Raw genomic sequence first — 26,522 nt, forward strand, 5'->3', positions numbered from 1 at the left:
CATGAAAATCAATATGAATTATGTGATTGTGAACGTTTTAAACTCATTATTCAATGACAGAAACAGTTATTGTAGTTATAGTAGGGGTCGCCGCTTTAGTGGTGGGGATCATCGCCGGTAAATTCCTTTTTGCTAAGAACGTCCAGGGAAAGGTAGAAGAAGCTGAGCGACAGGCAAAAAAGGTCGTAGCTGATGCTCAGACGGCCGCCGAGAACCTGAAGAAGGAGAAATTGCTGGAAGCAAAGGAAAAATTTGTACAGCTGAAGGCCGAACACGACAAAGAGGTGCTGGAAAAGAACAAGCGGGTGAATGACACAGAGTCCCGGATCAAACAGAAAGAGCAGAGTATCAATCAGAAAATAGAGAACCTCGACAAGCAGGCAAAGGACAACGAAGCCATCAAAGAGAACCTCAACCGCCAGATAGAAGTCGTCAACCTGAAGCGTACCGAACTGGAAAAGCACCAGGAAGAGCATATCCGCCGCCTGGAAAAGATAGCCGGCCTGACGGCCGAAGAAGCCAAGGCGCAATTGGTGGAAAGCCTGCGCCAGGAGGCTCAGAGCAGGGCGCTGGCGCTGCAGCAGGAGATCATCGACGACGCCAAGCAGAAAGCAAATAAAGAAGCCCGCAAGATCATCATTCAGAGTATACAACGGACGGCTGCCGAACAGGCTATCGAAAACTCCATCACCGTCTTCAACCTGGAAAGTGATGAGATCAAGGGCCAGATCATCGGCCGTGAGGGTCGTAATATCCGGGCTATCGAAGCCGCCACAGGGGTAGACCTCATCGTGGACGATACTCCGGAAGCCATCGTACTGTCTTCCTTCGACCCGCTGCGAAGGGAAATCGCCCGGCTTTCGTTGCAACGACTGGTGTCGGACGGCCGGATCCACCCCGCCCGCATCGAAGAGATAGTGGATAAGACACGGAAACAGATCGAAGAGCAGGTGATGGAAATCGGCGAACGCACCGTCATCGAATTAGGCATACACGGACTGCATAAGGAGCTGGTGCGCATTGTAGGTAAGATGCGCTTCCGTTCGTCTTATGGCCAGAACCTGCTGATGCATAGCCGGGAAGTGGCCAACCTCTGTGGTATTATGGCCGCCGAACTCGGGATGAACCCCAAATTGGCAAAGCGGGCGGGATTGTTGCACGATATCGGCAAGGTTCCGGACGAGGAAACAGAATTAAGCCATGCCCTGCTGGGGATGAAGCTGGCGGAGAAATACGGTGAAAATCCGGCCGTTGTCAATGCGATCGGCGCTCACCATGATGAGGTGGAAATGCAATATGTCATTGCTCCCATTATCCAGGCCTGTGACGCCATCAGCGGCGCCCGCCCCGGTGCCCGGCGGGAGATCATGCAGCAATACCTCCAGCGTATAAAAGACCTTGAAAACCTCGCCCTTGGTTATCCCGGGGTCGAAAAAGCCTACGCCATCCAGGCGGGGCGGGAGCTCCGGGTCATCGTGGAAGCCGATAAGGTGACGGATGTGGATAGCGATAAGCTGAGCTTTGAGATCGCCCAGAAGATACAGACCGAAATGACCTATCCCGGCCAGATCAAGGTAACGGTGATCAGGGAAAAACGGGCTGTAAACGTAGCCAGATAATATTTGGTGTATTACCGAATAAAACATACCTTTGCCATCCTTAAAAAAGAATGTTATGAACGCTGCTGTAGCTTTTGTACACGACCAACTGACGGGAAAAAGAGAGTTTCCGAAGTTTAAAGCCGGTGATAATATTACCGTCAACTATAAGATCATCGAAGGAAACAAGGAGCGTATCCAGAGTTTCAAAGGTGACGTGATCAAGCGTCAGGGTACAGGCCACACAGCCACTTTTACCGTCCGTAAGATCTCCGACGGTGTAGGTGTAGAAAGAACTTTCCCCCTGTTTTCCCCTAATATCGAGTCGGTCGAACTGAACAAAGTGGGCCGCGTCCGCCGGGCAAAGCTGTACTTCCAGCGCAGCCGGAGCGGTAAGAGCGCTCGTATCAAGGAAAAGAGAATGGCAACAGAATAAGAGGCTACAACAGGATATTAACAAAAAGGACCGTGAATCACGGTCCTTTTCTATTGGAATATGCTAACTTCGCAGTTCAATCTTAAAGACTTTGATTATGACAACATTTATGAATGGCATCTACCTCATCTCGATGCCCGGTGGCAGTGAGTGGGTATTGATCATCCTGGCCGTTCTTGTATTGTTTGGCGGACGCAAGATCCCCGAATTCATGCGTGGACTCGGAAAAGGCATCCGGGAATTCAATGATGCCAAAAATAATGTGAAGGACGAACTGGAGAAAGGTATGCAAGAAAAAGATACCAGGCCTACCAGCAGCACAACAACAACCACTGTCAGCAGCAACACGCCTCCCCAGCAATAAATCCTCTGACGCCGGCTGTTTACTTTTCACTCCATACAAGACTATCATAAAGCCTTAAGGGATGGGACTGCTTCCTGCGAAGAAGCAGTCCTTCATTATTTAATGGCCATAGAGCAACAGCAGCCGCTGAACGCCTACATCCGCGTGTACAGCAAGGAAGCGCTTGCAAAAGCCCGGCTACTGGATCAACAGCGAAAGGAAGGCAAGCCCATGGGAAAGCTGCATGGTGTCGTCATCGGGTTGAAAGACGTCATAGCCTATAAAGACCACCCCCTCACGGCCGCCTCACATATCCTGCAGGATTATGTCTCCATCTACAATGCCACGGCGGTAGACAAAATGTTAGCGGAAGAAGCGATCCTCATCGGCCATCTCAACTGCGACGAGTTCGCCATGGGGTCGAGCAATGAGAACTCCGCCTACGGGAAGGTGCTCAATGCCCGTTGTAACAGCCGGGTGCCGGGAGGTTCTTCCGGCGGCAGCGCCGTGGCTGTCCAGGCAGGGCTTTGTATGGTCAGCCTTGGGAGTGATACGGGAGGCTCGGTTCGCCAGCCGGCAGATTTCTGTGGAATCCTGGGTTTAAAGCCCACCTATGGGCGGGTTTCCCGTTATGGGCTTATAGCCTATGCCTCTTCCTTCGACCAGATAGGCATTTTCGCCCATACCATAGGCGATGTCGCCCTGCTCCTGGAAGTTATTGCAGGGGTGGATGAATTTGACAGTACGGTGAAAAAAGAGAAGGCGCCGGTCTGGAAAGAAGCCCCCGATCAGAAATACCGCATTGCTTATTTCAAAGAAGCGCTCGATCACCCGGGCCTGGACCCCGAGATCAGGGAGGCGATACTCACACGGACAGAACAATGGCGGCAGGCTGGTCATACAATAGAAGCCATTGATTTTGAACTACTAGGCTACATTGTTCCCGCCTATTATGTCCTCACCACCGCGGAAGCCTCTTCCAATCTTGCCCGGTTTGATGGCGTCCGCTACGGCTACCGGACAAAAGACAAAGACCTGGAATTAACAGAGTTTTATAAGCGCACCCGGAGCGAGGGCTTCGGGCGGGAAGTGAAACGGCGTATCTTATTGGGAACCTTCGTTTTGAGCGCAGGATATTATGACGCCTATTTTACAAAGGCGCAACAGGTGAGACAGTTATTGGTAGAACGTACCAATCTGATCTTCAAGAATTTCGATATTATCATCCTTCCTACAGCCCCCACTACGGCCTGGCGCATCGGCGAGAAGATGGATGACCCGATAGCCATGTATCTCGCTGATATCTATACAGTTTACGCAAATCTCACCGGAATTCCCGGGATTTCCATACCACTATTCGGCCATACAAATGGCATGCCTTTTGGAGTGCAGGCTATGACAAGTCATTTCAATGAGGTATCTTTGCTTCAATTCTCGCATCAGATGATGCAACAATAAAGTCCTACGAAAATCCTACTCTATGTGGCTGAGAGATGTGAAGCTGATTGACTTTTCCTTTTTTGGTTGATGGCTACGTTGCAATCTCCCAGTGTTATTCCGCTCCTATGAAAGATTGTAGACGCCGATAATGGCTGTTTACTATCTTTAAAAGTTGGACAAAAAATGTACAACAAAAGGCTTTTATTGTTGGGCGTGACCATCATCGGTTCGGGATGGGTATACCCTACAAATGTTGACACGAACCTTATCGTCAAGGGGGGTGTTCCCTCAGCAAATAACTCTCTGGTTACCAATTCCCAATCAGAAAATACGGTCTTCCAGACCCTCTTTACCGCTACTTCCGTCGGAGGGACCAATGGCGTGCGCCTCAACCCAAAAGCGCTGTCCTTTATCCAGGACTACATGAAAGAAAACTGGGAAGAGCTGCAAAGCGTCCGCAGCTATGGCAAACCCTATTTCAACCTCATCGAATCAGTGCTCGTCCGGTATGGCCTTCCCAGGGAGCTAAAATACCTGGCAGTGGTGGAGTCCAACCTTAAGTCCTCCGCCGTCTCCAAAGTGGGCGCCAAAGGCCCCTGGCAACTGATGCCGCAAACGGCCCGCGACCTGGGATTGAAAGTTAACCAGAACGTGGACGAACGGAAGAATTACTACAAAAGCACCGTGGCCGCCGCCGCTTATCTGCGCGACCTGTACAACGAACTGGGTGACTGGCTCCTGGTGATCGCCGCCTATAACACGGGCACGGTCAACGTCTACCGCGCCATCCATCGCAGCGGGAGCCGCAATTTCTGGGACCTGCAGAGCTACCTCCCTACCGAATCCCGGAATCACGTAAAGAAGTTCATCGGCACCCAATACATGTTCGAAGGACAGGGTAGCGTGACGACACTGACCAAAGCAGAGGCCATCGAACAACTGTCGGGTTCGGCCATGTATGTCTTCTACCGCAACCTCAGCGCCCAGGAGCTGACCAACTCCCGGACCATCGCCGTTTCGGGAAAATACCACTCCTCGGTGATCGCCAAATATATCCTGATGGACAAGGCCGGTTTCGACCGCTATAACCCGGATTTCGACAAGATCATGGCCAGCGCCAACAACAGCTATGATCTTAAGCTGCCCACCGATAAAATGGATCTCTTCCTATCCAACAAGTACGAGATCCTCAACGAGTCGGTGCAGCTGCTGTCGGAGAACGATACGACCGAAAGCGTCGCCGTCAAATAACCAAAGCCGCGGTAGCGGCTTGTCCGCAAGGACAGACATTAGCGCTTGTGCCGGGAATGCGCTATTTTTCCCCGAGCGCATTCCCGGCACTATCCCCCATCGCTTTGCGGATGCCTTCGGCCTTTACGAGACATTCCTCGTATTCAGCCTCCGGATCACTGTAAAAAGTGATCCCCGAACCTACCTGGTAGGAAAGATACCGGCTTCCCCGGTTGTAAAGGAGGCTGCGGATAACGACATTAAAGTCGAAATCACCCTCCGGCGTGACATAGCCGACGGCGCCTGAAAAAAGCCCGCGACGCGAACGCTCGTACCGGCGGATCAGCTGTACTACCCTGTTCTTTGGCGCACCCGTCATCGACCCCATCGGGAAGCTGCTCCGAATGGCGTCAGTCCAGTCAAGACCAGGGAGCATTTCCCCTGTCACGGTGGAGATCATCTGGTACACCTGGGGAAAAGTATAAATTCCAAAGAGCTCACTTACCCTGACGGAGCCAGGCCGGCAGATGCGGGAAAGATCGTTGCGGACGAGATCGACGACCATGACATTCTCGGCGCGGTCTTTCGCACTTTGAAAAAGCGCATCTCGCTGACGCCTGTCGGCCGCAGGGTCCTGCTTTACCCGTGGCGCCGTTCCTTTTATCGGTTGGGAAAAAAGATCATTCCCCGTCTTTTTCAGGAAACGCTCGGGACTGGCGCAGAGCAGAAAACGCTGGTCGATCCGGTAGAAGGCGGCAAAAGGATTGGGGGAAGCATTGCTCAGCGACCGCCAGACAGCATACGGATCGATGTCCGCAGGCTGGGCAAAAAATTCCTGGCAGAAGTTGATCTCATAGCAATCTCCACGCAGGATATGCCTGCGCAGAGCGTCAATAGTAGAAAGATATTCGTCGCGGGCGATGCGCGGGGTGAATACAACGGGGGTGGCGGACGATGATGAACCGGACGCTACAGCGGGCGCTGAACCGGAGGCTGCAGCGGGCATGGCGGGAGCCGGTGTGGTCTGGCTGATCGCCTGCCAGATGGATGCGGGATCGGAATGCAGGCAGCCGATGAGGATATTGTTTGTTTGTAATTGGATGGTGACCTCGGGGACGAAGAAGAAGAGATCGGGAAAACCGATGGGGTCAGTCGCGGAGGTTGCGGCAGATTCGCCGACAGCAGGTTCGCCAGCGGCAGGTTCGGTTTCTGCCGCGAGGTCGTAGGCAAAATGACCAAAGAGCCAGTCCTGGCGGCCGGCAGCCCATTGCTTTAACCCGGCAAACGCATTCCCTGCAGAGGCGGTGAAAGTATCGACGGCGCCGGCGGCAAGCAAACATTCAAAAACAGGCGCCGGAGTCTTGTAAGAGTGGTTATCCAAAAAACAACAAATGTTGAATGGGGTGGCCCATGTCAACATTTGTCGCTTAATATATTCCTGATCCGTAACGGGGAATGAAAGGTAGGTCCTTTTCACCTGTTAAAAGTCATCTTCTTCTTCCTCAAATCCGCTGTCATTGAAAAGATCAAGGTCTTTAAAATCGTCATCGAGACCAAGATCATCCTCATCACCCTTGGCTGTTTTTTTGGAGGTGTTGCCGCCCGTGCTTTTCTTGGTCTTGGATTTGGGAATATCGAATTCATCGAAGTCAGGATCCCACTCTTCTTCTTCCTCAACCTTTTCCCACTCGTCTACTTCATCATAATCTTCTCCGTCATCATCGTCGTCATCATCATCCTCTTTTTTGGATTTTGGTGCAGCTTTGGATGCAGGTTTCCTTGACGCAGCTTTTGACGCATCATCATCGTCTTCCACATCGTCATCATCATCATCATCCGAAGGCTTCTTGGCTTTCGGAGATGGTTTCTCAGGGGTTTCCTTTGGTGTCTGAGGCGCGGATTTCTTTGAACCCTTTCCCTCCTTATCAGATTTTGGTGCCATTTCTAATAAGATTGTTATGTAAATTTTCAGCGAAGTTTTTAATCCGCCAAATTTTTTTAAAATTAATTTTTATCCAATTTTTCGGATGGATATTATAAGTTCTCAATCAGTTGATCCCGGCCCGGACCGTTGGAAATATAGGCAATCTTCACACCCAGGTATTTGTTAATGAATTGCACGTATTCGCGCATCTTTTCAGGCAGCTTGTCATATTTCTTGACGGCGGTGATATCCGTGTTCCAGCCCGCAAAAGACTGCCACTGGGGCTCGATCTTCACCCTGTTCATCTGGAAAGGTATCTCGTTGGTTGTCTCGCCGTTGACCTTATAGGCGGTGCATATTTTCAACTCGGAAAAAGCGTCCAGGACGTCGGCCTTCGTCATGACGATCTTGGTGACTCCATTGATCATACAGGCGAATTTCAAGGCAACCCCATCGATCCAGCCGCAGCGGCGCGGCCGGCCCGTTGTGGCGCCGAATTCGTTGCCCACTTTCCGCAACTCCTCGCCGGTAGCGTCTTCCAGCTCGGTTGGGAATGGTCCGCCGCCGACCCGGGTACAGTACGCTTTACTGACGCCGATGACGTCACGTATCTGCTGCGGCGCGACGCCGAGACCAGTGCAGACACCCGCGGAGATGGTATTGGAGGAAGTGACAAAGGGAAAGGTTCCGAAGTCGACGTCGAGCATGCTGCCCTGGGCGCCTTCCGCCAGCACCTTCTTCCCCTGGGAGATCTTGTCATTGATGAAATATTCCCCATTGACGATCTTGAATTGCCGCATGAATTCCAACGCTTCGAAGAATTCTTCTTCCCATTCCGAGAGGTCTTCATGGAAATTGAAGCTGTCGAGCAGCTTTTGGTGTTTCAGCCGGAGCTTTATATACTGGGTGGTAAAGCTTTTGTCCAGCAGATCGCCCACTCTAAGGCCATTTCTTCCCGTTTTGTCCATGTAAGCCGGTCCGATGCCTTTCAGGGTGCTGCCGATCTTTTCCTGTCCTTTTGACATTTCTGAAGCCTTGTCAAGCGCACGATGGGTAGGCAGGATAAGATGGGCGCGTTGGGAAATGTACAGGTTTTTGCGGTAGTCTACGCCAAAGCCGGCTACGGACTCACATTCCCGCTTGAGCGTGACGGGATCGAGAACGACACCATTACCGATGAGGTTCATGGTCTTTTCGTGAAAGATGCCCGAGGGTATCTGGTGCAGGACGATCTTCTTGTCTTTTACGTAGAGCGTGTGGCCTGCATTCGGGCCGCCCTGGAAGCGGGCTATCAGGTCGTAGCTGGGCGCGAAATAGTCCACTATCTTTCCTTTTCCTTCATCTCCCCATTGGAGGCCTAAGATTACATCAACCATTAACTAACTTGTTTGAAGCGGCAAAAATAGGTGAAGTCAGTCTTTTCAAAAAACCTGATTTATGATGAGGTTTCCGCATCATATCGGACGACCGTGTTGATGCCGTTGAGCTGCTTTAGCCTCAAGACCAGCTCTTCGAGCTCTTCCTTGTCGTGTACATAGATGCGGATATTGCCTTCAAAGAGTCCATCTTTCGCCTCGATGGTAAGCGCATTGATATTGAGCTTTAGCTCCCCGGATATGAGGTTGGTGATCTTATTGATAACGCCTACGTCATCCATACCCACGATGCGGATACCGGTGAGAAACGAGATCTCTTTGTTTTTGGCCCATTTCGTCTTAACGACGCGGTGGCCATAGTTGGCCATGAGCTTGGCAGCATTGGGGCAGTTGGTCCTATGTATGGTGAGGCCCTTGCCGACGGAAACGAACCCGAAGACGTCGTCGCCGGGTATGGGTTTACAGCAATTGGCCAGGGTATAGACGATGCGGTCGCTGCTCTCCCCGAAGATGATCAGTTCGGTATCCTTGCGGGGCACGGCGGCTGGCGCCTGCTGATCGCCCTGCCGCACGTCGACAGTAGGTTTTATTGGCTTCGGCGGCTCGAGCCTGTCCCCCAATACCTGAAATTCCTTCAATTCCTTCAAGTCAATATTGCGAACCGACACCTGATAAAAGAAATCGAGCGAAGAAGACAACTTATAGAAAGTCGTCAGGACATCGATGTTGTGCTGGTTGTAGGCGGCGCCAAAATGCTCGAGCCGGCGTTGGACGATGTATTTCCCTTCGTCGGCAATCTTTCTCTTCTCTTCCTTGAGGGCGTCCTTTATCTTGCTCTTGGCCTTGGCCGTGACGACGATGGACAGCCAGTCCTCATTGGGCTTTTGCTTTCCGGATGTAATGATCTCCACCTGGTCGCCACTGCGCAGTTTATGACTGATGGGCACCAGCTTATGGTTTACCTTGGCGCCGATGCACTGCACCCCGATGGCGCTGTGGATGGAAAAGGCAAAGTCGAGGGCCGTCGAACCGACGGGCAGCATCTTGACATCCCCTTTTGGCGTATATACATAGATCTCTTCCGCCAGGAAGCTGGTCTTGAAATCCTGCAGGAAATCGATGGAGTCGTTATCCTGGGTGTTGAGCACCTCCCTTATCTGCTGGAACCATTTGTCAAAGCGGCTTTCATCGGCAGCGCCTTCCTTGTATTTCCAGTGGGCGGCAAGGCCTTTCTCGGCGATCTCGTTCATCCTTTTCGATCGTATCTGCACCTCCACCCATTTTCCCTGCGGGCCCATCACGGTTGTATGCAGGGCTTCATACCCGTTGGATTTGGGGTTGCTGAGCCAGTCCCGCAGCCGTTCGGGTGAAGGATTGTACTCATCAGTGACCATGGAATACACCTTCCAGCAATCCTCTTTTTCTTTTTCGGGCGGAGAATTCAGGATGACCCGGATGGCAAAGAGATCGTACACCTCTTCAAAGGCCACGCCTTTCTTGCGCATCTTGTTCCAGATGGAATGGATGCTTTTGGGACGGCCATAGATATCGAAGTCGAGACCGCCTGCGTTGTCCAGTTTGTCTTTCAGCGGCTTTATAAATTCGTTTATATAACGGGAGCGTTCGCGTTTGGTCTCCGCCAGTTTGCGGGCTATTTCCCGGTATTCCTCGGGTTCGAGGTATTTCATCGCCAGGTCTTCCAGCTCGGTCTTGATGGTATAGAGGCCCATACGGTGTGCGAGGGGGGCATAGACATAGACGGTCTCCGAGGCGATCTTCAGCTGTTTCTCCCGCTTCATGCTGTCCAGCGTCCGCATGTTGTGCAGGCGGTCGGCCAGTTTTATCAGGATGACCCTGGGGTCATCGGTGAGCGTGAGCAGTATTTTCTTAAAATTCTCGGCCTGACGGGACGCATTCACGTCCACCACATTGGAGATCTTCGTCAATCCATCGACAATACGGGCAATCTCCCCGCTGAACTCCCGTTCGATGTCTTCGAGGGTGATGTCGGTGTCTTCCACCGTATCGTGGAGGAGGGCGCAAATGGTAGACCTGACGCCCAATCCGATCTCTTCAGAGCAGATTCTGGCGACGGCCAGGGGGTGAAGAATATAGGGCTCACCACTCTTGCGGCGCATGGTTTTATGCGCTTCGGCAGCCATTTCGAACGCCCGGCGGATGAGTTCTTTGTCGCCCAATTTCAGTTTGGTCTTCAGCGAACGCAACAAGGCCCGGTACTCGCGTAGGATAAGTTTCTTCTCCTGGTCTTCCGTAAGATTGTATTTCGGTATTGCAGCTACTGTTTCCATGTCCATACCTTACTAAATTACAAAAAAAGCCCTAGCTTTGCACACTTTTCCGGAGGACCATCCGGTGATGGACATAGTGTCGCGGGCGTGGCGAAATTGGCAGACGCACCAGACTTAGGATCTGGCGCCGCAAGGCATGTAGGTTCGACTCCTATCGCCCGCACAAGTTAATACTCAATGGTTTACGGCCGAGTGAACCACTTCCCCCTTTTCATTTAACGTCTCGATAACGGGTTCATTTTGTTTGCTGATATAAATCCGCAGGCGGGGGATGCCTTTGTCGTCGCGCAGGAAGAGCCCGGTGCTGCCGTCCGGGGTCCGGCCGAGGAAGAGGCGGTCGACTACCTGCTTTTGGAGGAAACCCATGCCTGCACGGTAGGCGGAAGTGTCATGGAGGCGGCGGAGGGAGTCGATGTAAGCCAGCTGCTTGCCGAGGGTGAAGCTGTCGCTGCGATCCCATAGCCGGAAGCCATACAGGCGGGAGGGCGTAGCGCCACGATCGTCCTCATAATCAAGCGCCATGATCTGGTCGTTCTTATACTGGTCGGCCGTAAGGGACATGCTATTAAAGGTCTTGTTGCCATCCCAGGAGTAACCGCCGCATTCGTCGCCTTCTTCGTTGAAATAGATGAGACCCGCCGGCCGGTCGCGGGGTGGGATGTCTTTACCGTCAATCCGGCCGGGATGCTGTCTGGCGTGGTCGCTGATCACCAGGGCGAGGCGGCCGTCGGGTTCGACGATGTTGATGCGCTGGGCCGTCAGTTCTCCAAACTGGTAGCCGTGGCGCGCAAGGAAAATAATGGCAATGATACAGCCAATGAGGACTACGGTCAGGACGGCGACATAGCGTCGCAGGAGCCTGAGCTGGCGGGTAAGTTGTTCCATGGTATAAGGTTATGACTAATGGGACAAATTAGCAAAAAAAGGCGTACCTTTGCCCCCCGATTTAAATAACATAAAGATATATGGCAACCGTAACAAGAGAGAATATCGGACTCCTGACGGACAAGATCACCGTCAATGTTTCTAAAGGCGATTATCTACCTTCTTTCGAGAAATCTCTGAAACAATATAGCAAACAGGCAAACATCCCCGGATTCCGGAAAGGGATGGTACCGTCCGGCCTCATCAAGAAGATGTATGGCAGCTCAGTCTTTACGGATGAGGTGCTGAAGACGGTGGAAAAAGAGCTCACCACCTATATGTCGAATGAGAAGCTGGAGATCTTCGCTCAGCCGCTGCCCCTGCCGGACAATGATTCCCGGCAGATAGACTTTAATAACCCTGCCGACTACTCCTTTGCTTTCGAGATCGGGCTGAAACCGGCCTTTGCCCTGGCTGATCTGGGCTCGGCCAAGCTGACCCGGCTGAAGGTGGATGTTACCCCCGAAATGATCGATGAAGAGGTGGAGCGCCTGCGCAACCGTAATGGGAAAATGACCGACGTGGAGACCGTCGGCAGCGACGAGAATGTACTGAACATTCAATTCACGGAGTCGGATGCCGAAGGACAGCCCGTCGAAGGCGGCATCCAGAAAGACAACTCCCTGCTGGTAAAATATTTTAATGAAGCCACCCGGCCGAAATGGATGGGGTTGAAGAAAGGCGATTTCCTCGTGCTGCAGCCCTCACAGGCTTTTGAAGCGAAGGAAAGAGAGTGGGTGTTAAACGACCTGGGTCTGGACAAGGATGATGCCGCCGGCGCTGATAAATATTTCAAGGTAACCATCACCAAGATCGGGCTGATCGAGAAACCCGAACTCAACGAGGAATTCTTCAAGACCGCCTACCCTGGCAAGGAGATCGCCACCGAAGCGGCTTTCCGTGACGCCGTGAAAGATGATATCCAGGCTTACTGGGATGGTCAGAGCCGCAACCAGCTGCAGCATACCCTGTATCATGTGTTGCTCGATCAGACGAAGATTGAATTCCCGGAAGACTTCCTCAAACGCTGGATGCAGACCAGCGGTGAAAAACCCAAATCACAGGCCGAAGTAGAACAGGAGTTTCCCTCCTTTGCCAACCAGCTGAAGTGGACGCTCATCGTGGACAAGGTGGTTAACGATAATTCCATCGAAGTGGACCCCGAGGATATAAGGGCGTTTGCGAAGCAACAGCTTTTCGGTTATATGGGGATGCCCGCCGGTGGCGAAGAGCAGCCCTGGGTAGCCGATTATGTACAGCGGATGATGCAGGACCGGAAATTCGTAGAGGATACCGTTCACCGTATCCAGACCGAAAAAGTGTTTAATTGGGCGGAAACGCAGATCCACCCGACGGATAAGCCGATAAGCAAGGACGAATTCCAGCATTTGGTGGAGGAACATCAACATCATCACCACTAAAAAATCTTTAAAGCCCGGTCTGCGACCGGGTTTTTTTGTGGGTTAAACTGCTAAACTGTCAGTTTTTTGGCAATTTCGAAGTTTGGACGGAGATTTGGAAGGAAGTTTAGATTAGTTTACATAATTGAAACAATAGACAAATTATGAATCCTGCAAACGAATTCGAGAAATATGCTGTGAAACACCGTGGTATTTCCAGTAACACATTAAACGACTACAACAAATACGTTGTCACCAATCTTACCCCCAACATTATTGAAGAAAGGCCTATGAACGTGGCCGTCATGGACGTCTATAGCCGTCTGATGATGGACCGGATCATTTTCCTTGGCTACCCCATCAATGAAGAAGTGGCCAATATCGTCACGGCCCAGCTGCTTTTCCTCGACAGCACCGATCGCCACAGGGATATCCAGATGTATATCAACTGCCCTGGCGGCAGCGTCTATTCCGGTCTCGGCGTCTATGACACCATGCAGTATGTGACTCCTGACGTAGCTACCATCTGCATCGGCATGGCTGCTTCGATGGGTCAGGTGCTGATGTGCGCCGGCACAAAGGGCAAACGCACGGCCCTCAAACATAGCCGGGTGATGATGCATCAGCCCAGTGGAGCCATCGGCGGACAGACGACCGATATCGAGATCACCGTCAACGAGATCAAGAAATTGCGGAAAGAGCTGTATGAGATCACCGCTTTCCACACCGGCAAAACGGCCAAGCAGGTGGAGAAGGACAGCGATCGCGACTATTGGCTTACGGCACAGGAAGCCAAGGACTACGGTCTTGTAGACGAAGTGCTGCTGCTCAATCCCCGGAAAGAGACCAGGGAGTAGCCTTCTTCCCCACGCAAACAATTTCAAACCTATTATAAAAAACATTGATCATGAACTATTCCAAATATTTGATGAACCCTATGCGCCTGGACGACGAGCCCGATGAAAAGGAACCCCCTAAAGACGATAAGGCAGATCTGGGTATGCTGGCCAAGAAAATGGAGAAATATTTCTTCGAAACCCGGACCATAGAATTGTGGGGACCCGTAGACGATAAATCCGCGAAAGAAGTGGTCACCAAGCTGCGGCTGCTGGATGCCGACAAGCCCGGCGAAGAGATCAAATTCTTTATCAACAGCCCCGGCGGGGTCGTTACCTCCGGTTTTATCATCTATGATACCATGAAGATGCTGAAAAGTCCCGTCAGTACGATCTGTATGGGTCTGGCGGCCTCCATGGGGTCGATCCTGCTCAGTGGCGGGGAAAAAGGCCGCCGTTTTGTCTATCCCCTGTCCGAGATCATGATCCACCAGCCCAGCCTGGGAGGATATATGCAGGGGGTGAGCGTCGACCTGGAGATCACGGCCAAGCAGACAAGAAGGGTAAAAGATATCAGCGCCAGGATCTTAGCCGAAAATTGCGGCAAAAAGTTCGAGCAGGTGATGAAGGACTTCGACCGGGATTACTGGATGGACGCAAAAGAGGCGATAGAATATGGTATCGTGGACCATATTTTTGAGAAGATATAGCTCAACCTGTTGATTAATAATATTTTAGACAAACAGTCCCGTCGAATGTGCGGGACTGTTTTTTCCACCACACTGTAATAATCCAATAAGTTGGGTAAATTTGTATATGGCAAAAAATACTCTGCACTGTTCTTTCTGTGGGCGTAATAGAGACGAGGTAAAGATCCTCATAGCCGGGCAGGAAGGGCATATCTGTGAAAACTGCGTTGAGCATGCCCAAGAGATCATCCAGCAGGAGTTGATGATCCGCGAAGATTCGGCCGGCAGCAGTTCGTTCAAACTCACCGTCAAGAAACCCATCGAGATAAAGCGTATCCTGGATGAATATGTTATCGGCCAGGATGACGCCAAGAAAGTGTTGTCCGTCGCTGTGTACAACCACTACAAGCGCCTCCAGCAGAAAGTGGTGGAGAATGAAGTAGAGATCGAAAAGAGCAATATCATCATGGTGGGTGAGACGGGTACAGGCAAGACGCTCCTGGCCAAGACGATCGCCCGGTTATTGAACGTTCCATTCGCCATTGTAGACGCCACCGTATTCACCGAAGCCGGTTATGTCGGGGAAGATGTGGAAAGCATCCTGACCAGGCTCCTGCAGGTTTGTAATTATGACGTCGCCGCCGCGGAAAGGGGCATCGTCTACATCGATGAGATAGATAAGATCGCAAGAAAAGGAGATAATCCTTCCATCACCCGTGACGTCAGCGGTGAAGGTGTGCAACAGGGGCTGTTAAAGCTGTTGGAAGGTACGGATGTGCTTGTTCCGCCCCAGGGTGGCCGGAAGCATCCCGAGCAAAAGCTGATCAAGATAAATACCCAAAACATCCTCTTCATCTGTGGCGGGGCCTTTGACGGGGTGGACAAGATAATCGCGCGCCGCATCAATACCAACGCCATCGGGTTCAATGTCAATAAAGAACAGCAGGAAGCCGCGAAGAAGAACCTGCTTCAATACGTGAATGCGCCCGACCTGAAGTCATTCGGTCTCATCCCGGAATTGCTGGGACGGCTGCCGGTGGTGACGCATCTCGATCCGCTGGACAAGACCACCCTGCGTAGTATTCTCACCGAGCCAAAGAATTCGCTGATCCGTCAGTATAAGAAGTTATTCGAGCTGGAAGGTATCCAGCTCAGCTTCGACATCGAAGTGCTTGACTTTATGGTGGACAAGGCGGTGGAATACAAATTGGGGGCCCGGGGCCTGCGGAGCATTTGTGAAAGTATCCTCACCGACGCGATGTTCGAGCTGCCATCAACAAAAGCGGACAAGTTTCATCTCGACCTCGAATATGCGCAGAAGAAGTTCGATAAGAGCAAAATGAATCTCCTAAAAGTTGCCTGATGCAAGAATTGATCGACCGGCTGAAGTCCGAAGGACTCACCGAAGACCAGGCCTATAAAGCCATCGAAGTCATCAAAAACTTCACAAAAGAGAAATTCCCCCTTTTTTCCGGAGCCATCGACAAACTTTTTGATAAGTATGGGCCAAAGACGGAAGAGGATTTTATGCCCTAGGCCGGGCTCCGTCCAGCCCGGCTGCGAGGCCTTGGACCGGGCAGACAGCCATCAGGCTTTCAGTACTTCGCGGGCGATGACGATCTTCTGTATCTCGCTGGTGCCTTCGCCGATGGTGCAGAGCTTGCTGTCGCGATAGAATTTTTCAACGGGAAAATCCTTTGTATAGCCATAGCCGCCAAAGATCTGGACGGCTTCCGTGGCGACGCGTACCGCGACCTCGCTGGCGTAATATTTCGCCATGGCGGCCTCGCGGGTAACGGGCAGATGTCTGTTCTTCCGGTCGGCTGCCTGGAAGGTGAGCAATTCGGCTGCCGTGAGTTCGGTCATCATATCGGCCAGCTTGAAGGAAATGCCCTGGAAGTTGGCGATGGGCTGGTCGAACTGGTGTCTTTCTTTACTGTATTGCAGGGCTGCATCGAGGGCGCCTTTTGCGATGCCGATGGAGAGGGCAGCGATGGAGATACGGCCGCCATCCAGTACCGCGAGGGCCTGACGAAAGCCATCCCCTACTTCGCCGAGGCGGTGGGCATCGGAGACGCGGCAGTTGTCAAAGATCATCTCGGCCGTCTCACTGGCGCGCATCCCCAGTTTGTTCTCTTTTTTTCCGCCACTGAACCCGGGTGTTCCTCTTTCGACGACGAAGGCGGTAGCGTTGTTGCGGGTGCGGGGCTCGCCGGTGCGTGTCACTACAACGGCGATATCGCCGCTGATGCCATGGGTTATCCAGTTCTTTGTGCCATTGATCACCCATTCCTCCCCATCTTTTACGGCAGTACAGCGCATGTTACCCGCGTCGCTGCCGGTATTCGCTTCGGTGAGTCCCCAGGCGCCAAGAGCCTCGCCAGAGGCCAGGCGGGGCAGGTATTTCTTCTTTTGAACTTCGTTGCCAAAGGCAAGGATGTGACCGGTGCAAAGGGAGTTGTGGGCAGCAAGGCTAAGCCCGATGCCGCCGCAAACCGCCGCAATCTCCCGGATGATGGTTACATATTCGAGGTAGGACAGGCCGGAACCGCCGTATTCTTCGGGAACGACAACCCCCATCATGCCAAGGCGTCCCAATTCTTTGAAGACGTCGTGCGGGAAGGTCTGGTGTTCGTCCCATTCCGTTACATAGGGTTTGATATACTGAGTTGCGAAATCCCGGGCCGTGCGGCCAACTTGCTGGGTAAGTTCATCTGTTGCGAATTCCATGTGGCGGTTTTAACTTTCTCCGTAGCGAACCTCCGGTTCGCTAAAAGAACCCGGCAACAACCGACGGGGCTATTGCCGGGTAAACACTGGCAAACAATCATTATCAGAAAAGCGTCTCGGAAGACTAATCTACTTGCAAGATAAGACGTTTTTTTCATAAAAACTAACGAATGTTAGTTAAGATGAGAAAAAAAAGCCCCACCGGAAGGGCCGGAGGCCCTTCGCCCGAAGGGCAGACATTAGATAACGGCAGGGCCCTGAGGTATGGATTAAGAACGATTAATAATACCGGTAGTAGCGGCGCCTTGGGTGCGGGCGAAAGATCTGTTCTGGGAGCACACGGCCGAGGCCGATGATGAGCCCGCCGCTGAGCGAGAACTGGTAGATGGAAGAGTACGTGTCGATGCCGCCGCCGCTGCCGTAATTGCTGAAGTAGAAGCCGCCGCCTGCGCCGTCAACGGGGGACAGGAGTTGCGCTTTTAGCTGGATACCCACGCGGGGTGAGATGTAGATATTCGTACCCAGCTGGAAGCCCACTGCAAAACGGGTATCGCTGGAAAAGCCCGAATTGGCGTCCGGTGTCAGGATGGCTGCACCAAGCAGGGCGCCGACGAAGGGCCTGACGGTGGAGTTGGGGATGGTGAAAGATTCTACCGGTCCGGCAAGAATATAATCGAGTTGGAGATTGCCTCCCTGGAGCCAGCTGCCGTCGTAGGCGGAATAGAGGTCGGAAGTCGTATTCATGTGACTATAAAGGACTTCAATGCCAAAGCTGCGGTTGACGTTGAATTTTATGGAACCGCCATAGCTTAATCCATCGGCAATGCGGCCATAGGTATCATAGAAATCCGTCCGGCTGGCGAAGGTATATCCGGCGGTAGGGATCAGCTCTACCGAGGTTTGAGCAAAAGTGCGCGCCGACAAGAGAAAGATAGCCGGTAGGAGCAGGATTATTCTTCTCATACTTCCGAGTTTATGCAGACTATAGACACGTCATTGCCGATAAGGTTTAACGGAAATAGGCGACTCACATCCCATTAACGATTGTTAAAGAAATGCTAAGCATGAAGCGTAAGGCCATCATAGGCCAGGTGCATTCCCGGCGGGAGAGTGGGGGTGACATCTTCATGCTTGCCCAACTGATGGCTGACATGCGTGAACCAGGCTTTTGGAACGCCTAGCTGACGCACTTCCGCGATGGCTTCGGTAAGAGAAAAATGCGAGAGGTGTTTTTCATGCCGAAGAGCGTTGAGGACGATCTGTTCGCTGCCCCTCACCTTTTCGCGTTCGCTCTCGTCGATGCGATTGGCATCGGTGATGTAGGTGAAGCTGCCGAAGCGGAATCCAAGAACGGGCATCTTCATATGCCATACCTGGATGGGAACGATGGTGATGTCACCGATGGTAAACGGGTCTTTGTCGATGCGATTGAGCCGGAGATCGGGAATGCCGGGATACTTCATATCCGCGAAGGCGTAAGGGAATTCCCTTACGATGGACTCCTGGGTCATTTCGTTGGCATAGAGGTCCATGGCCTTGTGCTGAAAAAAATTATACGCCCTGACGTCATCCAATCCTGCCAGATGATCTTTATGCGGGTGGGTGAAGAGGACGGCATCAAGGCGGCGCACCTCCTCCCGCAGCATCTGGTAGCGGAAGTCGGGTGTGGTGTCGACGACGATGGTGGTGGTAGGAGACTGAACGAGGATGCTCGAGCGGAGTCTTTTGTCTTTTGCATCGGTGGAAGCGCATACTTCACAGGGACATGCGACCATGGGAACGCCTGTACTTGTGCCCGTACCAAGGAAAGTGATTTTTAATGACGGGGTGTTCACGCAGTGAAGTTAAGAAAAAACTACTACTACCCCTCGCTCACCTGGTGCGCCGCGACGAGCACTTCCTCATATATTTTACGGACCTCGGGGCTGAGGTCATCAGGTGTTATCTTCAATTGAGGGACAATATCGATGAGGGTGCTGATGCGGCCTTCCAGTTGGAGGAACTTATTCAGCACTACGACTTTCTTCTGTTCGAGGATACAGTAGCCGCTCTGGAAGTTGCCCCGTTCGTAGCGTACGATGTATTCTGTCTCATCCAGGATGCGTTCTATCTTGTCGAGTGTAGTTTGTGTATACTTCATACTGCATTATGTCTGACCTTACGGTCGAGCCGCTTCCAGCGGCTTGGTATGTAAAGTTACAACTTAATAACGTCTCCGGGGCGGGCGAGGGGAATCGGGCAGGCCGATTTTATCCACGAGATGTGGAAATCAGGCACCTTTGGTGGTCATCCGAATCACGGGAATGATCATTTCTTCCAGGCTGACGCCGCCATGCTGGAAGGTATTGCGGTAATAGTTGACATAATAATTGTAATTATTGGGATAACAGAGGAAACCGTCACCACGGGCGAAAATAAAGGAGGAATTGACCGTAGGCACGGGCAGACCGGCTTCTTTCGGATCGCGGAAGGCAAGTACCTCTTTTGCCTCATAATTCAGGTTGCGGCCGTGTTTATAACGCAGATTGGTAGTTGTCTGTTTGTCGCCGATGACCTTATAGGGTGTTTTCACCCGCACGCTGCCATGATCGGTGGCCAGGATGAGGTTGATCTTTTTGTCGGCGATCTTTTTCAGCGCGGCATGCAGGGGGGAGTGTTCGAACCAGGATGCCGTAATGCTGCGATAGCTGATCTCGTCGCTGGCCAGCTCTTTGAGCACTTCCATTTCGGTGCGGGCATGGCTGAGCATGTCGACAAAGTTGTAGACGATGATGTTGAGATCGTTATTCAGCAGGTTGTGGACATTGGCTACCAGATCTTGTCCGGCCTGGTAGTTGAGCACTTTCGTATAGGAGAATTTGAGGTTGTCTTTCCTTAGCCGCTTGAGCTGCGCGCGGAAGAATTCTTCTTCGTAGAGGTTCTTGCCCCCCTCTTCATCATCGTTTTTCCACTGCTGGGGGAATTGCTTTTCGATGTCGATAGGCATCAGGCCGGAGAAGATGGCATTGCGGCTGTATTGGGTAGCCGTCGGCAGGATGCTGTAGAAACTGTCTTCTTCCAGGATTCGAAAGCTTTCGCCGAAGATGGGTTGGATGGCCTTCCACTGATCGATGCGCAGGTTGTCTAACAAAATAAAGAATGTGGGCACGCCTTTTTCGACATGGGGAAGAACCTTGAATTGAAAAAGGGAATGCGACATGATGGGGCTTTCCGACGATTTGGGGTGAACCCAGCCCGCGTAATGCTTCGATACGAACTTAAAAAATTCCGTGTTGGCCTCCTGTTTCTGGGTCTGCAGCACTTCCCGCATTTCGGGGCTGTCAGACTTCTCCATTTCCAGCTCCCAGTAGACAAGCTTTTTATAGATGTCCATCCATTCGTTATAATCCGGATTGCTGTTGAGCGCCATGAAGAGATTGCGGAACTGCTGCTGATAGGCCGTTGTGGTCTTCTCCGCCACGAGTCTTTTATTGTCGATGATCTTTTTGAGGCTGAGCAGCACCTGGTTGGGATTGACGGGTTTGATGAGATAGTCGGTGATCTGGCTGCCGATGGCATCATCCATCAAATTTTCCGTCTCGTTCTTGGTGATGAGTACGACAGGTGTTTGCTGATTGACTTCTTTTATCTTGGCGAGGGTTTCGAGACCGGTGATGCCGGGCATCGTCTCGTCGACCAGGACAACGTCGATAGGGTTTTCCTTTACGAAGTCGATGGCATCGAAGCCATTCGTAAGAGCTTTGACTTCATAACCTTTGGTCTCCAGGAACAGGATTTGGGAGTGGAGGCTTTCGATCTCGTCGTCAACCCATAGTATTCTTGCTAATGGCATATACGCACAAACTACAAACTCCTGGCCAATTTTAACTACATTTGACGATTCTTCCCACCGTTTTTAACAAAATAGAAACAGGAATGGCCCAATTATCGCGCAAGATAATCAATGACCCGGTGTATGGCTTTATTACCCTGGATCACCCGGTGTTGCTGAACATTGCAGCGCATCCGTATTATCAACGGTTGCGACGGATAAACCAAATGGCTTTTGCGCATCTTGTCTATCCGGGTGCGGTACATACCCGGCTGCACCATTCGCTTGGCGCGTATCACCTGATGGGAAGCGCCGTGAGCGAACTGCAACGGAAAGGGTTTCCCATCAGCGAGGAAGAAGCGCTTGGCGTAAAGATTGCGATTTTGCTTCATGATATCGGCCATGGCCCTTTTTCGCACGCGCTGGAGAATGTGTTGATACGCGGTGTTCATCACGAAGCCTTGTCCCTGCTTATCATGAAGGTGCTGAATGAGGAACTCGATGGGCAGCTGGAGATGGCCATCAACATTTTCACGGGGGTTTATCCCAAACGGTTCCTTCATCAATTGGTATCAGGGCAGCTGGATATGGATCGGATGGATTATCTCACCCGGGACAGCTTTTTTACCGGGGTTTCCGAAGGAGTCATCGGTTACGACCGGATACTGAAGATGCTGACCGTACATGGCGGAGAGCTGATGGTAGAAGAGAAAGCCATCTATTCGATAGAAAAATTCCTTGTCGCCCGCCGGTTGATGTATTGGCAGGTCTATCTGCATAAAACCGTGGTCAGCGCCGAGAAGATGCTGGTCAGGATCCTGGAAAGGGCCCGGCAACTGGTGGAACAGGGTTTTGCGGTACCCGCTTCTTCGCCCGTGCTGGACTTTTTCCTGCAGGAGAAGGAGCCGGATGTAGTGGGCAATTTGGATAAATTCTGCCTGTTGGATGATTATGATGTCATGGGTGCCATCAAGCGCTGGATGTCCCATTCCGATGTGGTGCTGTCGCTGTTGTCCCGGAGCCTGATCGACCGCCGGCTGCTTAAAGTTAGATTCCAGGCAACTCCCGTGGATGAAAACTACGTAAGGGGGGAGAGAAAGAAGCTGGCGGGACAGCTGGGCATTTCCGAGGAGGAGGCACGATATTTTGTTTTTACAGGAGAGGCCGTCAATACGACCTACAACTCGAAGGATGAGAAGATCAATATTCTTTTCCGGGATGGGTCCGTAAAGGATATTTCGGAGGTGGACAACGCGCTCATCCAACACACCCTGGCAAGCACCGTTAAAAAATTTTATATTTGTCATTTGAACATCGACATCTAATGATGGAGCAATTGAAAAACCACTAATTATGCAATTCTCTGCCGCACAAATCGCCCTGCTGATCAATGGTAAGATAGAAGGAGATGCCAATGCCGCCGTAGGCTCTTTTGGAAAGATAGAAGTAGCCGGCGCGGGTCAGCTTGCCTTTCTGGCCAATCCCAAATATGAAGAGCATTTATATACGACGGGGGCTTCGGTGGTCATTGTCAACGAGACACTGGAATTGAAGCAGCCGGTGAAGTCTACTCTTATCCGGGTGGCCGATGCCTATTCGGCGTTTGCGAGCCTGTTGACCAAATACCAGGAAATAGAGGCGCAGCAGCTATCGGGTATCCAGGAGCCATCCTATATCGCGACGACGGCGACAATCGGCGAGAAGGTCTTTATAGGTGCTTTTGCTTATGTCGGCGAAGGAGTGGTCCTCGGCAACAATGTAAAGATCCATCCGCAGGTCTACCTTGGCAAGAATGTTCGCATCGGTGACAATACCATATTGCATCCGGGGGTGAAGATCTATCATGACTGTGTTATTGGTAAAAATGTGACGATACATGCGGGTACGGTCATCGGCGGCGATGGTTTTGGATTCGCTCCACAGGCTGACGGGACATTCCAAAAGGTTCCGCAGATCGGCAATGTGGAGATCGAAGACTTTGTAGAAATAGGCGTGAACGCTGCTATCGATCGGGCAACGATGGGCTCCACCATTATCCGGAAGGGCGCCAAACTGGACAACCTGATCCAGGTGGCGCATAATGTGGATGTGGGTCATCATACCGTTATCGCCGCGCAGGCCGGCATCAGCGGCAGCACCAGGATCGGCAACGGGGTGATGATCGGTGGGCAGGCCGGTATTGTCGGGCATCTGCAGATTGCCGATGGAGCCAAGATCAATGCCCAGAGCGGGGTCACCAAATCGATCAAGTCACCAGGTGGGGCCGTTACCGGTACGCCGGCCTACGATTATACGAGCGCCTTGCGCAGTCAGGCCATTAGCCGCAATCTACCCGAGATGGAAAAGCGGCTAAAAGAGCTGGAAGAGCAGATCAGGCAGTTGCTGGCGGAGAAGGTGTAAAGCGCCCATTCCCTATCAGTCGGACATATTCGATTGGAGATAAAAAATATCAGGGTCGAATTCGAACATAATTCATAACTTTAAGATGATGGCCGTAAGAAAATCATATAAACGCCGGTTATTTTCTAAGAGTCCTACCCTTAGTGGAATTGCGACTATTTTCAATATTTGGGGTAATTTCTATACTCACAACTATACCGAAAACCCCAGATCAGCAGATGCCCGCGCTCTGGCTTCCGATTGGGAGATTGTTGGGAAAGACATGTGGGAGGCCACGGAATCTATCCGGGTAAACCTAAATATCCATGTCAATTCCCCCTCTGGAAGAAAACTTTCCCGTGGCACCGCGCGACTACGCGGATGATGGCAAACCCGACCTTCCTCCAAAAATTCTGGAATCTCTCGAAGGATTATCTCAGCCTCAGCGGGACCGGATCATTGCGGCAATGATGAGTGAGATCGGAGAATTTGAAGAAGAAACCTCAGTGACGCATTTCAGCGGACCTCTCCCACCGCCGGATATTCTCAGGCAGATGAACGAAATAGTGCCGGGAGCGGCGGCCCAGATTATCAATATGACGGTTAGTCAAAGTGAGCACAGAAAGGCTATGGAGAAATGTGTGGTCGAGGGGCAAACCAAACAAAGCAGGGATGGACAACGATATGGTTTTGCTATAGCCATAATAGTAATATTAATATCCGGCTTTCTCGTCTACAATGGCCATGATATCGCCGGTACAATATTGGGCGGCGTAGATCTGGTAGCATTGGTAGCGGTATTCGTTACCGGCAAGGCATCTCAAAAAAGCAATTTAAAAGGCGGAGCTTCCTCTCAAGAGGATTAAAGAAAAACTTAAAATTTTTTATTCACGCTGCGGTCTTTTTAGCCCATTTTTCACTTATCTTCGTAGTACCACAAACTATTTATCCCTACTTCCGCTTGGAAATCAGCGAAATTCCCAAGGACGTAGGAAGACGGGAGCCCATTTCCTAAAAAGTTAGGGTTGGGCTCATGTCTGTCTCTCTTACGTCGGGCCATCGCTGAGCCTCCAAGCAGAGAGCGGGTGAGCTGCAACCCTATCTTTTATGAAAAGGCGCAAATCATCAAGAACTAATACGTGTCAGTATATTCAGCTGGAATTTCCATTCCCGAATACAGCCTCTTTCCCTGCTGTATTCCTAAATAGTATTGAGCCTCTCGCCTGGTCTCTTCCGGAAGCAAAGGATTTCAGGAAGGCTGCCCGGCCAGAAGCATGGTCAGTCATTACCCAAACCCATCGCAAAAAGATAAGGGAGTTTATCAGCGTCGGGGGCGCGAGGGGCTATTTTGTGAAGAAAGCTTCGAACGACGGCGCAAACAATTGTCACATATCTCACAGTCATTGATCTCCTTGTCGCCGAAATAGTTCGCCAGATAACGACTTCGGCATTCTTCCGCGAGGCCTAAATAACGCATCATCGCGCGGATGCGGGTTGCATATCGCTCCTTCCTTTCCCTGTAACTTACCGGTTGGATATACAGCTCTTCCGCCGCCGGGCGGTTTCGAAAGAAATATAACTGCGGCGATTCCTTTGCCGGCGTATAGTCGATGATGCGGAAGGCTTGCAGCCGGGTCAGTTCGGTGGTGATCTGGGCAGGCTCTTTACGGGTATTCCAGGCTAGCTGCTTTTCGCGAATCGGCACGGGCATGTCAAAAATTCCTTCATAGGTGCGCAGCAAGGTGTTGATCAGCGTTTCCAACTCCGGATGCGCCTGCTCGAAATCATAGAGTCCTTCCTTCCCCGTAACAAATTGTACTCTTGCCGGCAAAAAGACCTGTTGCTGGAAGCTGAGCAAGCCTTCCTGTTCCAGCACTTTCAACACATTGACGACGGCCGTGGTGGTTTGGTTGAACCGGGTGGTGAAGGCTGTCAGGTCGAAATCATAGTATTGTCCCTCGCCGGAACCCGCAGGCAGCTGTAGATAGTTGACGATATGCTGGTAAATGGGACGGATCTGGTCGATGGGTGGGAAGCGGTTGTCGGGCAGGTTTTCGAGTCTGCCGGCTTCAGTGGAATCGGCGAGCAGGACGGCATAGGCTTTTTCACCATCCCGCCCGGCGCGACCGGCTTCCTGGTAATAATTCTCCACCGACTCCGGTACATCGGCATGGATGACGGTGCGGACACCGGCCTTGTCGATGCCCATCCCAAAAGCGTTGGTGCTAACCATGACGCGAAAGCGATCTTTCAACCAGTCGTCTTGTCGCTGTGATCTTTCTTCCTGTGGGAGTCCGGCGTGGTAGGCGGCGGCGGGGATCCCCTGGCGGACAAGCCACTCGCTTATTTCCCGGGTAGCCTGACGGGTCTTGCAATAGACGATGCTGCTGCCCGCAACCCTGTTGAGGATCTCCGTGATCTTGGTCACCTTGTTCTCCACTTTAAAAAAGCTGTACGAAAGATTAGGCCGGGCAAACGGCTGGCGGAAGATCCGGGCGTCCTTCAGCTGCAATTTGTCACCGATGTCCTGCAGCACCTCCGGAGTGGCGGACGCGGTGAGGGCAAGAATGGGGATATCCGGCAGATGTTCCCGCAGGGCGGCGATGCGCAGATATGGGGGGCGGAAATCATATCCCCATTGGGAGACGCAATGCGCTTCGTCGACGGCGATGAGGCTTATATTCAGCGCGGGGAGGTACTCGATGAAGAGGGGGTTCTCCAGGCGTTCGGGCGAGACAAAGAGCAGCTTGCAGTTGCTGCCTGCCGCCAGCTGAAGGGTACTCGTCACCTCTTTACGGTTCATCCCGGCATGCAGGGCGAAGGCCGTAATATTCCGGCGGCGGAGGCTGTCGCTCTGGTCTTTCATCAGCGCGACGAGGGGGCTTATCACCAGGCAGAGACCAGGGCGGGCAAGGGCCGGCAGCTGGTAACAAAGGGATTTGCCGCCCCCCGTGGGAAGGAGGGCAATGGTGTCGACGCCTTCCAGCACAGAATGGATGATCTCTTCCTGTTGCGGCCGGAAGGCTTTATGAGGCCAGTAATTGCGCAACAGGGACAGCAGGTCGGCGGACGAAGGTATTGGCAGACGGTGAGGCAT

24 protein-coding genes and 1 tRNA gene are annotated in these 26,522 nt (G+C 52.0%); 14 read left to right on the forward strand and 11 right to left on the reverse strand.

Annotated features, from left to right (window positions below; genetic code table 11):
- The first annotated feature begins 53 nt into the window (after nucleotides 1–53).
- From rny to IEY39_RS16585, 5 genes are all read left to right on the forward strand, one after another.
- Nucleotides 54–1,619, forward strand: a complete 1,566-nt coding sequence (gene rny / locus IEY39_RS16565) for a ribonuclease Y (protein WP_188933508.1) — start codon at nucleotides 54–56, stop codon at nucleotides 1,617–1,619.
- Between the two features lie 55 nt (nucleotides 1,620–1,674).
- Nucleotides 1,675–2,034, forward strand: a complete 360-nt coding sequence (rplS, locus tag IEY39_RS16570) for a 50S ribosomal protein L19 (protein WP_188933510.1) — start codon at nucleotides 1,675–1,677, stop codon at nucleotides 2,032–2,034.
- A 97-nt stretch (nucleotides 2,035–2,131) separates the two neighbouring features.
- The gene (locus tag IEY39_RS16575; protein WP_229688943.1) at nucleotides 2,132–2,398 is read left to right on the forward strand and encodes a Sec-independent protein translocase subunit TatA/TatB; all 267 of its coding nucleotides are present in this window, start codon (nucleotides 2,132–2,134) and stop codon (nucleotides 2,396–2,398) included.
- Between the two features lie 33 nt (nucleotides 2,399–2,431).
- Nucleotides 2,432–3,835 carry an Asp-tRNA(Asn)/Glu-tRNA(Gln) amidotransferase subunit GatA gene (gene gatA / locus IEY39_RS16580; RefSeq protein WP_262892862.1) on the forward strand — a complete coding sequence of 468 codons (1,404 nt, stop codon included), beginning with the start codon at nucleotides 2,432–2,434 and terminating at the stop codon, nucleotides 3,833–3,835.
- Nucleotides 3,836–4,000: 165 nt separating this feature from the next.
- Entirely contained in the window at nucleotides 4,001–5,068 is a 1,068-nt protein-coding gene (locus tag IEY39_RS16585; protein ID WP_188933512.1) for a lytic transglycosylase domain-containing protein, read from the forward strand.
- A 61-nt stretch (nucleotides 5,069–5,129) separates the two neighbouring features.
- On the opposite strand, the gene IEY39_RS16590 is transcribed toward IEY39_RS16585, so the two are convergent.
- From IEY39_RS16590 to IEY39_RS16605, 4 genes are all read right to left on the reverse strand, one after another.
- The gene (locus tag IEY39_RS16590) at nucleotides 5,130–6,428 is read right to left on the reverse strand and encodes an anthranilate synthase component I family protein (RefSeq protein WP_229688945.1); all 1,299 of its coding nucleotides are present in this window, start codon (nucleotides 6,426–6,428) and stop codon (nucleotides 5,130–5,132) included.
- A 99-nt stretch (nucleotides 6,429–6,527) separates the two neighbouring features.
- Nucleotides 6,528–6,989, reverse strand: coding sequence for a hypothetical protein (locus IEY39_RS16595; RefSeq protein ID WP_188933515.1), 462 nt, complete (start codon nucleotides 6,987–6,989; stop codon nucleotides 6,528–6,530).
- Between the two features lie 92 nt (nucleotides 6,990–7,081).
- Entirely contained in the window at nucleotides 7,082–8,347 is a 1,266-nt protein-coding gene (locus IEY39_RS16600; protein ID WP_188933517.1) for an adenylosuccinate synthase, read from the reverse strand.
- A 59-nt stretch (nucleotides 8,348–8,406) separates the two neighbouring features.
- A complete protein-coding gene (locus IEY39_RS16605) occupies nucleotides 8,407–10,656 on the reverse strand; it encodes a RelA/SpoT family protein (RefSeq protein WP_188933519.1) in 2,250 nt (749 codons plus the stop codon).
- 81 nt (nucleotides 10,657–10,737) lie between these two features.
- Between IEY39_RS16605 and IEY39_RS16610 the strand changes: the two genes are divergently transcribed.
- Nucleotides 10,738–10,819 (forward strand) — tRNA-Leu (locus IEY39_RS16610).
- Between the two features lie 11 nt (nucleotides 10,820–10,830).
- Here IEY39_RS16610 and IEY39_RS16615 read toward each other — a convergent pair.
- The gene (locus tag IEY39_RS16615) at nucleotides 10,831–11,541 is read right to left on the reverse strand and encodes a hypothetical protein (protein ID WP_188933521.1); all 711 of its coding nucleotides are present in this window, start codon (nucleotides 11,539–11,541) and stop codon (nucleotides 10,831–10,833) included.
- An 80-nt stretch (nucleotides 11,542–11,621) separates the two neighbouring features.
- On the opposite strand from IEY39_RS16615, the gene tig reads away from it, so the two are divergent.
- The 5 genes from tig (at nucleotide 11,622) to IEY39_RS16640 (ending at nucleotide 16,041) form a co-directional block, all read left to right on the forward strand.
- Nucleotides 11,622–13,001 carry a trigger factor gene (tig, locus tag IEY39_RS16620; protein WP_188933523.1) on the forward strand — a complete coding sequence of 460 codons (1,380 nt, stop codon included), beginning with the start codon at nucleotides 11,622–11,624 and terminating at the stop codon, nucleotides 12,999–13,001.
- A 143-nt stretch (nucleotides 13,002–13,144) separates the two neighbouring features.
- On the forward strand, nucleotides 13,145–13,837 hold the full coding sequence (locus IEY39_RS16625; RefSeq protein ID WP_188933525.1) for a ClpP family protease: 693 nt from the start codon (nucleotides 13,145–13,147) through the stop codon (nucleotides 13,835–13,837).
- Nucleotides 13,838–13,887: 50 nt separating this feature from the next.
- Nucleotides 13,888–14,526: a ClpP family protease gene (locus IEY39_RS16630; RefSeq protein ID WP_188933526.1), complete on the forward strand. Its 639-nt coding sequence runs from the start codon at nucleotides 13,888–13,890 to the stop codon at nucleotides 14,524–14,526.
- Nucleotides 14,527–14,632: 106 nt separating this feature from the next.
- Nucleotides 14,633–15,868, forward strand: a complete 1,236-nt coding sequence (gene clpX, locus IEY39_RS16635; RefSeq protein WP_188933528.1) for an ATP-dependent Clp protease ATP-binding subunit ClpX — start codon at nucleotides 14,633–14,635, stop codon at nucleotides 15,866–15,868.
- On the forward strand, nucleotides 15,868–16,041 hold the full coding sequence (locus IEY39_RS16640) for a hypothetical protein (protein ID WP_188933530.1): 174 nt from the start codon (nucleotides 15,868–15,870) through the stop codon (nucleotides 16,039–16,041). The genes clpX and IEY39_RS16640 overlap by 1 nt, the downstream gene beginning before the upstream one ends.
- A gap of 51 nt (nucleotides 16,042–16,092) precedes the next feature.
- Here IEY39_RS16640 and IEY39_RS16645 read toward each other — a convergent pair whose 3' ends face one another.
- The 5 genes from IEY39_RS16645 to porX form a co-directional block, all read right to left on the reverse strand.
- Entirely contained in the window at nucleotides 16,093–17,235 is a 1,143-nt protein-coding gene (locus IEY39_RS16645; RefSeq protein WP_188933532.1) for an acyl-CoA dehydrogenase family protein, read from the reverse strand.
- Between the two features lie 279 nt (nucleotides 17,236–17,514).
- On the reverse strand, nucleotides 17,515–18,198 hold the full coding sequence (locus IEY39_RS16650; RefSeq protein WP_188933534.1) for an outer membrane beta-barrel protein: 684 nt from the start codon (nucleotides 18,196–18,198) through the stop codon (nucleotides 17,515–17,517).
- Between the two features lie 95 nt (nucleotides 18,199–18,293).
- Nucleotides 18,294–19,010 (reverse strand): MBL fold metallo-hydrolase, encoded by a 717-nt coding sequence (locus IEY39_RS16655; RefSeq protein WP_188933536.1) that lies wholly within the window; start codon nucleotides 19,008–19,010, stop codon nucleotides 18,294–18,296.
- An 86-nt stretch (nucleotides 19,011–19,096) separates the two neighbouring features.
- Nucleotides 19,097–19,375 (reverse strand): hypothetical protein, encoded by a 279-nt coding sequence (locus IEY39_RS16660; protein ID WP_188933538.1) that lies wholly within the window; start codon nucleotides 19,373–19,375, stop codon nucleotides 19,097–19,099.
- Nucleotides 19,376–19,504: 129 nt separating this feature from the next.
- Entirely contained in the window at nucleotides 19,505–21,067 is a 1,563-nt protein-coding gene (gene porX / locus IEY39_RS16665; RefSeq protein WP_188933540.1) for a T9SS response regulator signal transducer PorX, read from the reverse strand.
- Between the two features lie 83 nt (nucleotides 21,068–21,150).
- Here porX and IEY39_RS16670 point away from each other — a divergent pair, with 83 nt between their 5' ends.
- The 3 genes from IEY39_RS16670 to IEY39_RS16680 all read left to right on the forward strand — a co-directional run bounded on the left by IEY39_RS16670 (nucleotide 21,151) and on the right by IEY39_RS16680 (nucleotide 24,291).
- Entirely contained in the window at nucleotides 21,151–22,371 is a 1,221-nt protein-coding gene (locus IEY39_RS16670) for an HD domain-containing protein (RefSeq protein WP_188933542.1), read from the forward strand.
- 28 nt (nucleotides 22,372–22,399) lie between these two features.
- A complete protein-coding gene (gene lpxD / locus IEY39_RS16675; RefSeq protein ID WP_188933544.1) occupies nucleotides 22,400–23,446 on the forward strand; it encodes a UDP-3-O-(3-hydroxymyristoyl)glucosamine N-acyltransferase in 1,047 nt (348 codons plus the stop codon).
- A gap of 305 nt (nucleotides 23,447–23,751) precedes the next feature.
- Nucleotides 23,752–24,291, forward strand: a complete 540-nt coding sequence (locus IEY39_RS16680; protein WP_188933546.1) for a DUF2335 domain-containing protein — start codon at nucleotides 23,752–23,754, stop codon at nucleotides 24,289–24,291.
- A 455-nt stretch (nucleotides 24,292–24,746) separates the two neighbouring features.
- Here the strand turns inward: IEY39_RS16680 and IEY39_RS16685 are convergent, their stop codons facing one another.
- Nucleotides 24,747–26,522: a RecQ family ATP-dependent DNA helicase gene (locus IEY39_RS16685; RefSeq protein WP_188933548.1), complete on the reverse strand. Its 1,776-nt coding sequence runs from the start codon at nucleotides 26,520–26,522 to the stop codon at nucleotides 24,747–24,749.

The organism is Puia dinghuensis, assembly GCF_014642875.1.
In the GTDB taxonomy this organism is placed as follows: domain Bacteria; phylum Bacteroidota; class Bacteroidia; order Chitinophagales; family Chitinophagaceae; genus Puia; species Puia dinghuensis.

Coding starts and splice junctions, on each gene's coding strand:
- rny (WP_188933508.1), top strand. CDS start 54: ATGACAGAAACAGTTATTGTAGTTATAGTAGGGGTCGCCGCTTTAGTG.
- rplS (WP_188933510.1), top strand. CDS start 1,675: ATGAACGCTGCTGTAGCTTTTGTACACGACCAACTGACGGGAAAAAGA.
- IEY39_RS16575 (WP_229688943.1), top strand. CDS start 2,132: ATGACAACATTTATGAATGGCATCTACCTCATCTCGATGCCCGGTGGC.
- IEY39_RS16585 (WP_188933512.1), top strand. CDS start 4,001: ATGTACAACAAAAGGCTTTTATTGTTGGGCGTGACCATCATCGGTTCG.
- IEY39_RS16595 (WP_188933515.1), bottom strand. CDS start 6,989: ATGGCACCAAAATCTGATAAGGAGGGAAAGGGTTCAAAGAAATCCGCG.
- IEY39_RS16600 (WP_188933517.1), bottom strand. CDS start 8,347: ATGGTTGATGTAATCTTAGGCCTCCAATGGGGAGATGAAGGAAAAGGA.
- IEY39_RS16605 (WP_188933519.1), bottom strand. CDS start 10,656: ATGGAAACAGTAGCTGCAATACCGAAATACAATCTTACGGAAGACCAG.
- IEY39_RS16615 (WP_188933521.1), bottom strand. CDS start 11,541: ATGGAACAACTTACCCGCCAGCTCAGGCTCCTGCGACGCTATGTCGCC.
- tig (WP_188933523.1), top strand. CDS start 11,622: ATGGCAACCGTAACAAGAGAGAATATCGGACTCCTGACGGACAAGATC.
- IEY39_RS16625 (WP_188933525.1), top strand. CDS start 13,145: ATGAATCCTGCAAACGAATTCGAGAAATATGCTGTGAAACACCGTGGT.
- IEY39_RS16630 (WP_188933526.1), top strand. CDS start 13,888: ATGAACTATTCCAAATATTTGATGAACCCTATGCGCCTGGACGACGAG.
- clpX (WP_188933528.1), top strand. CDS start 14,633: ATGGCAAAAAATACTCTGCACTGTTCTTTCTGTGGGCGTAATAGAGAC.
- IEY39_RS16640 (WP_188933530.1), top strand. CDS start 15,868: ATGCAAGAATTGATCGACCGGCTGAAGTCCGAAGGACTCACCGAAGAC.
- IEY39_RS16645 (WP_188933532.1), bottom strand. CDS start 17,235: ATGGAATTCGCAACAGATGAACTTACCCAGCAAGTTGGCCGCACGGCC.
- IEY39_RS16650 (WP_188933534.1), bottom strand. CDS start 18,198: ATGAGAAGAATAATCCTGCTCCTACCGGCTATCTTTCTCTTGTCGGCG.
- IEY39_RS16655 (WP_188933536.1), bottom strand. CDS start 19,010: ATGGTCGCATGTCCCTGTGAAGTATGCGCTTCCACCGATGCAAAAGAC.
- IEY39_RS16660 (WP_188933538.1), bottom strand. CDS start 19,375: ATGAAGTATACACAAACTACACTCGACAAGATAGAACGCATCCTGGAT.
- porX (WP_188933540.1), bottom strand. CDS start 21,067: ATGCCATTAGCAAGAATACTATGGGTTGACGACGAGATCGAAAGCCTC.
- IEY39_RS16670 (WP_188933542.1), top strand. CDS start 21,151: ATGGCCCAATTATCGCGCAAGATAATCAATGACCCGGTGTATGGCTTT.
- lpxD (WP_188933544.1), top strand. CDS start 22,400: ATGCAATTCTCTGCCGCACAAATCGCCCTGCTGATCAATGGTAAGATA.
- IEY39_RS16680 (WP_188933546.1), top strand. CDS start 23,752: ATGTCAATTCCCCCTCTGGAAGAAAACTTTCCCGTGGCACCGCGCGAC.
- IEY39_RS16685 (WP_188933548.1), bottom strand. CDS start 26,522: ATGCCTCACCGTCTGCCAATACCTTCGTCCGCCGACCTGCTGTCCCTG.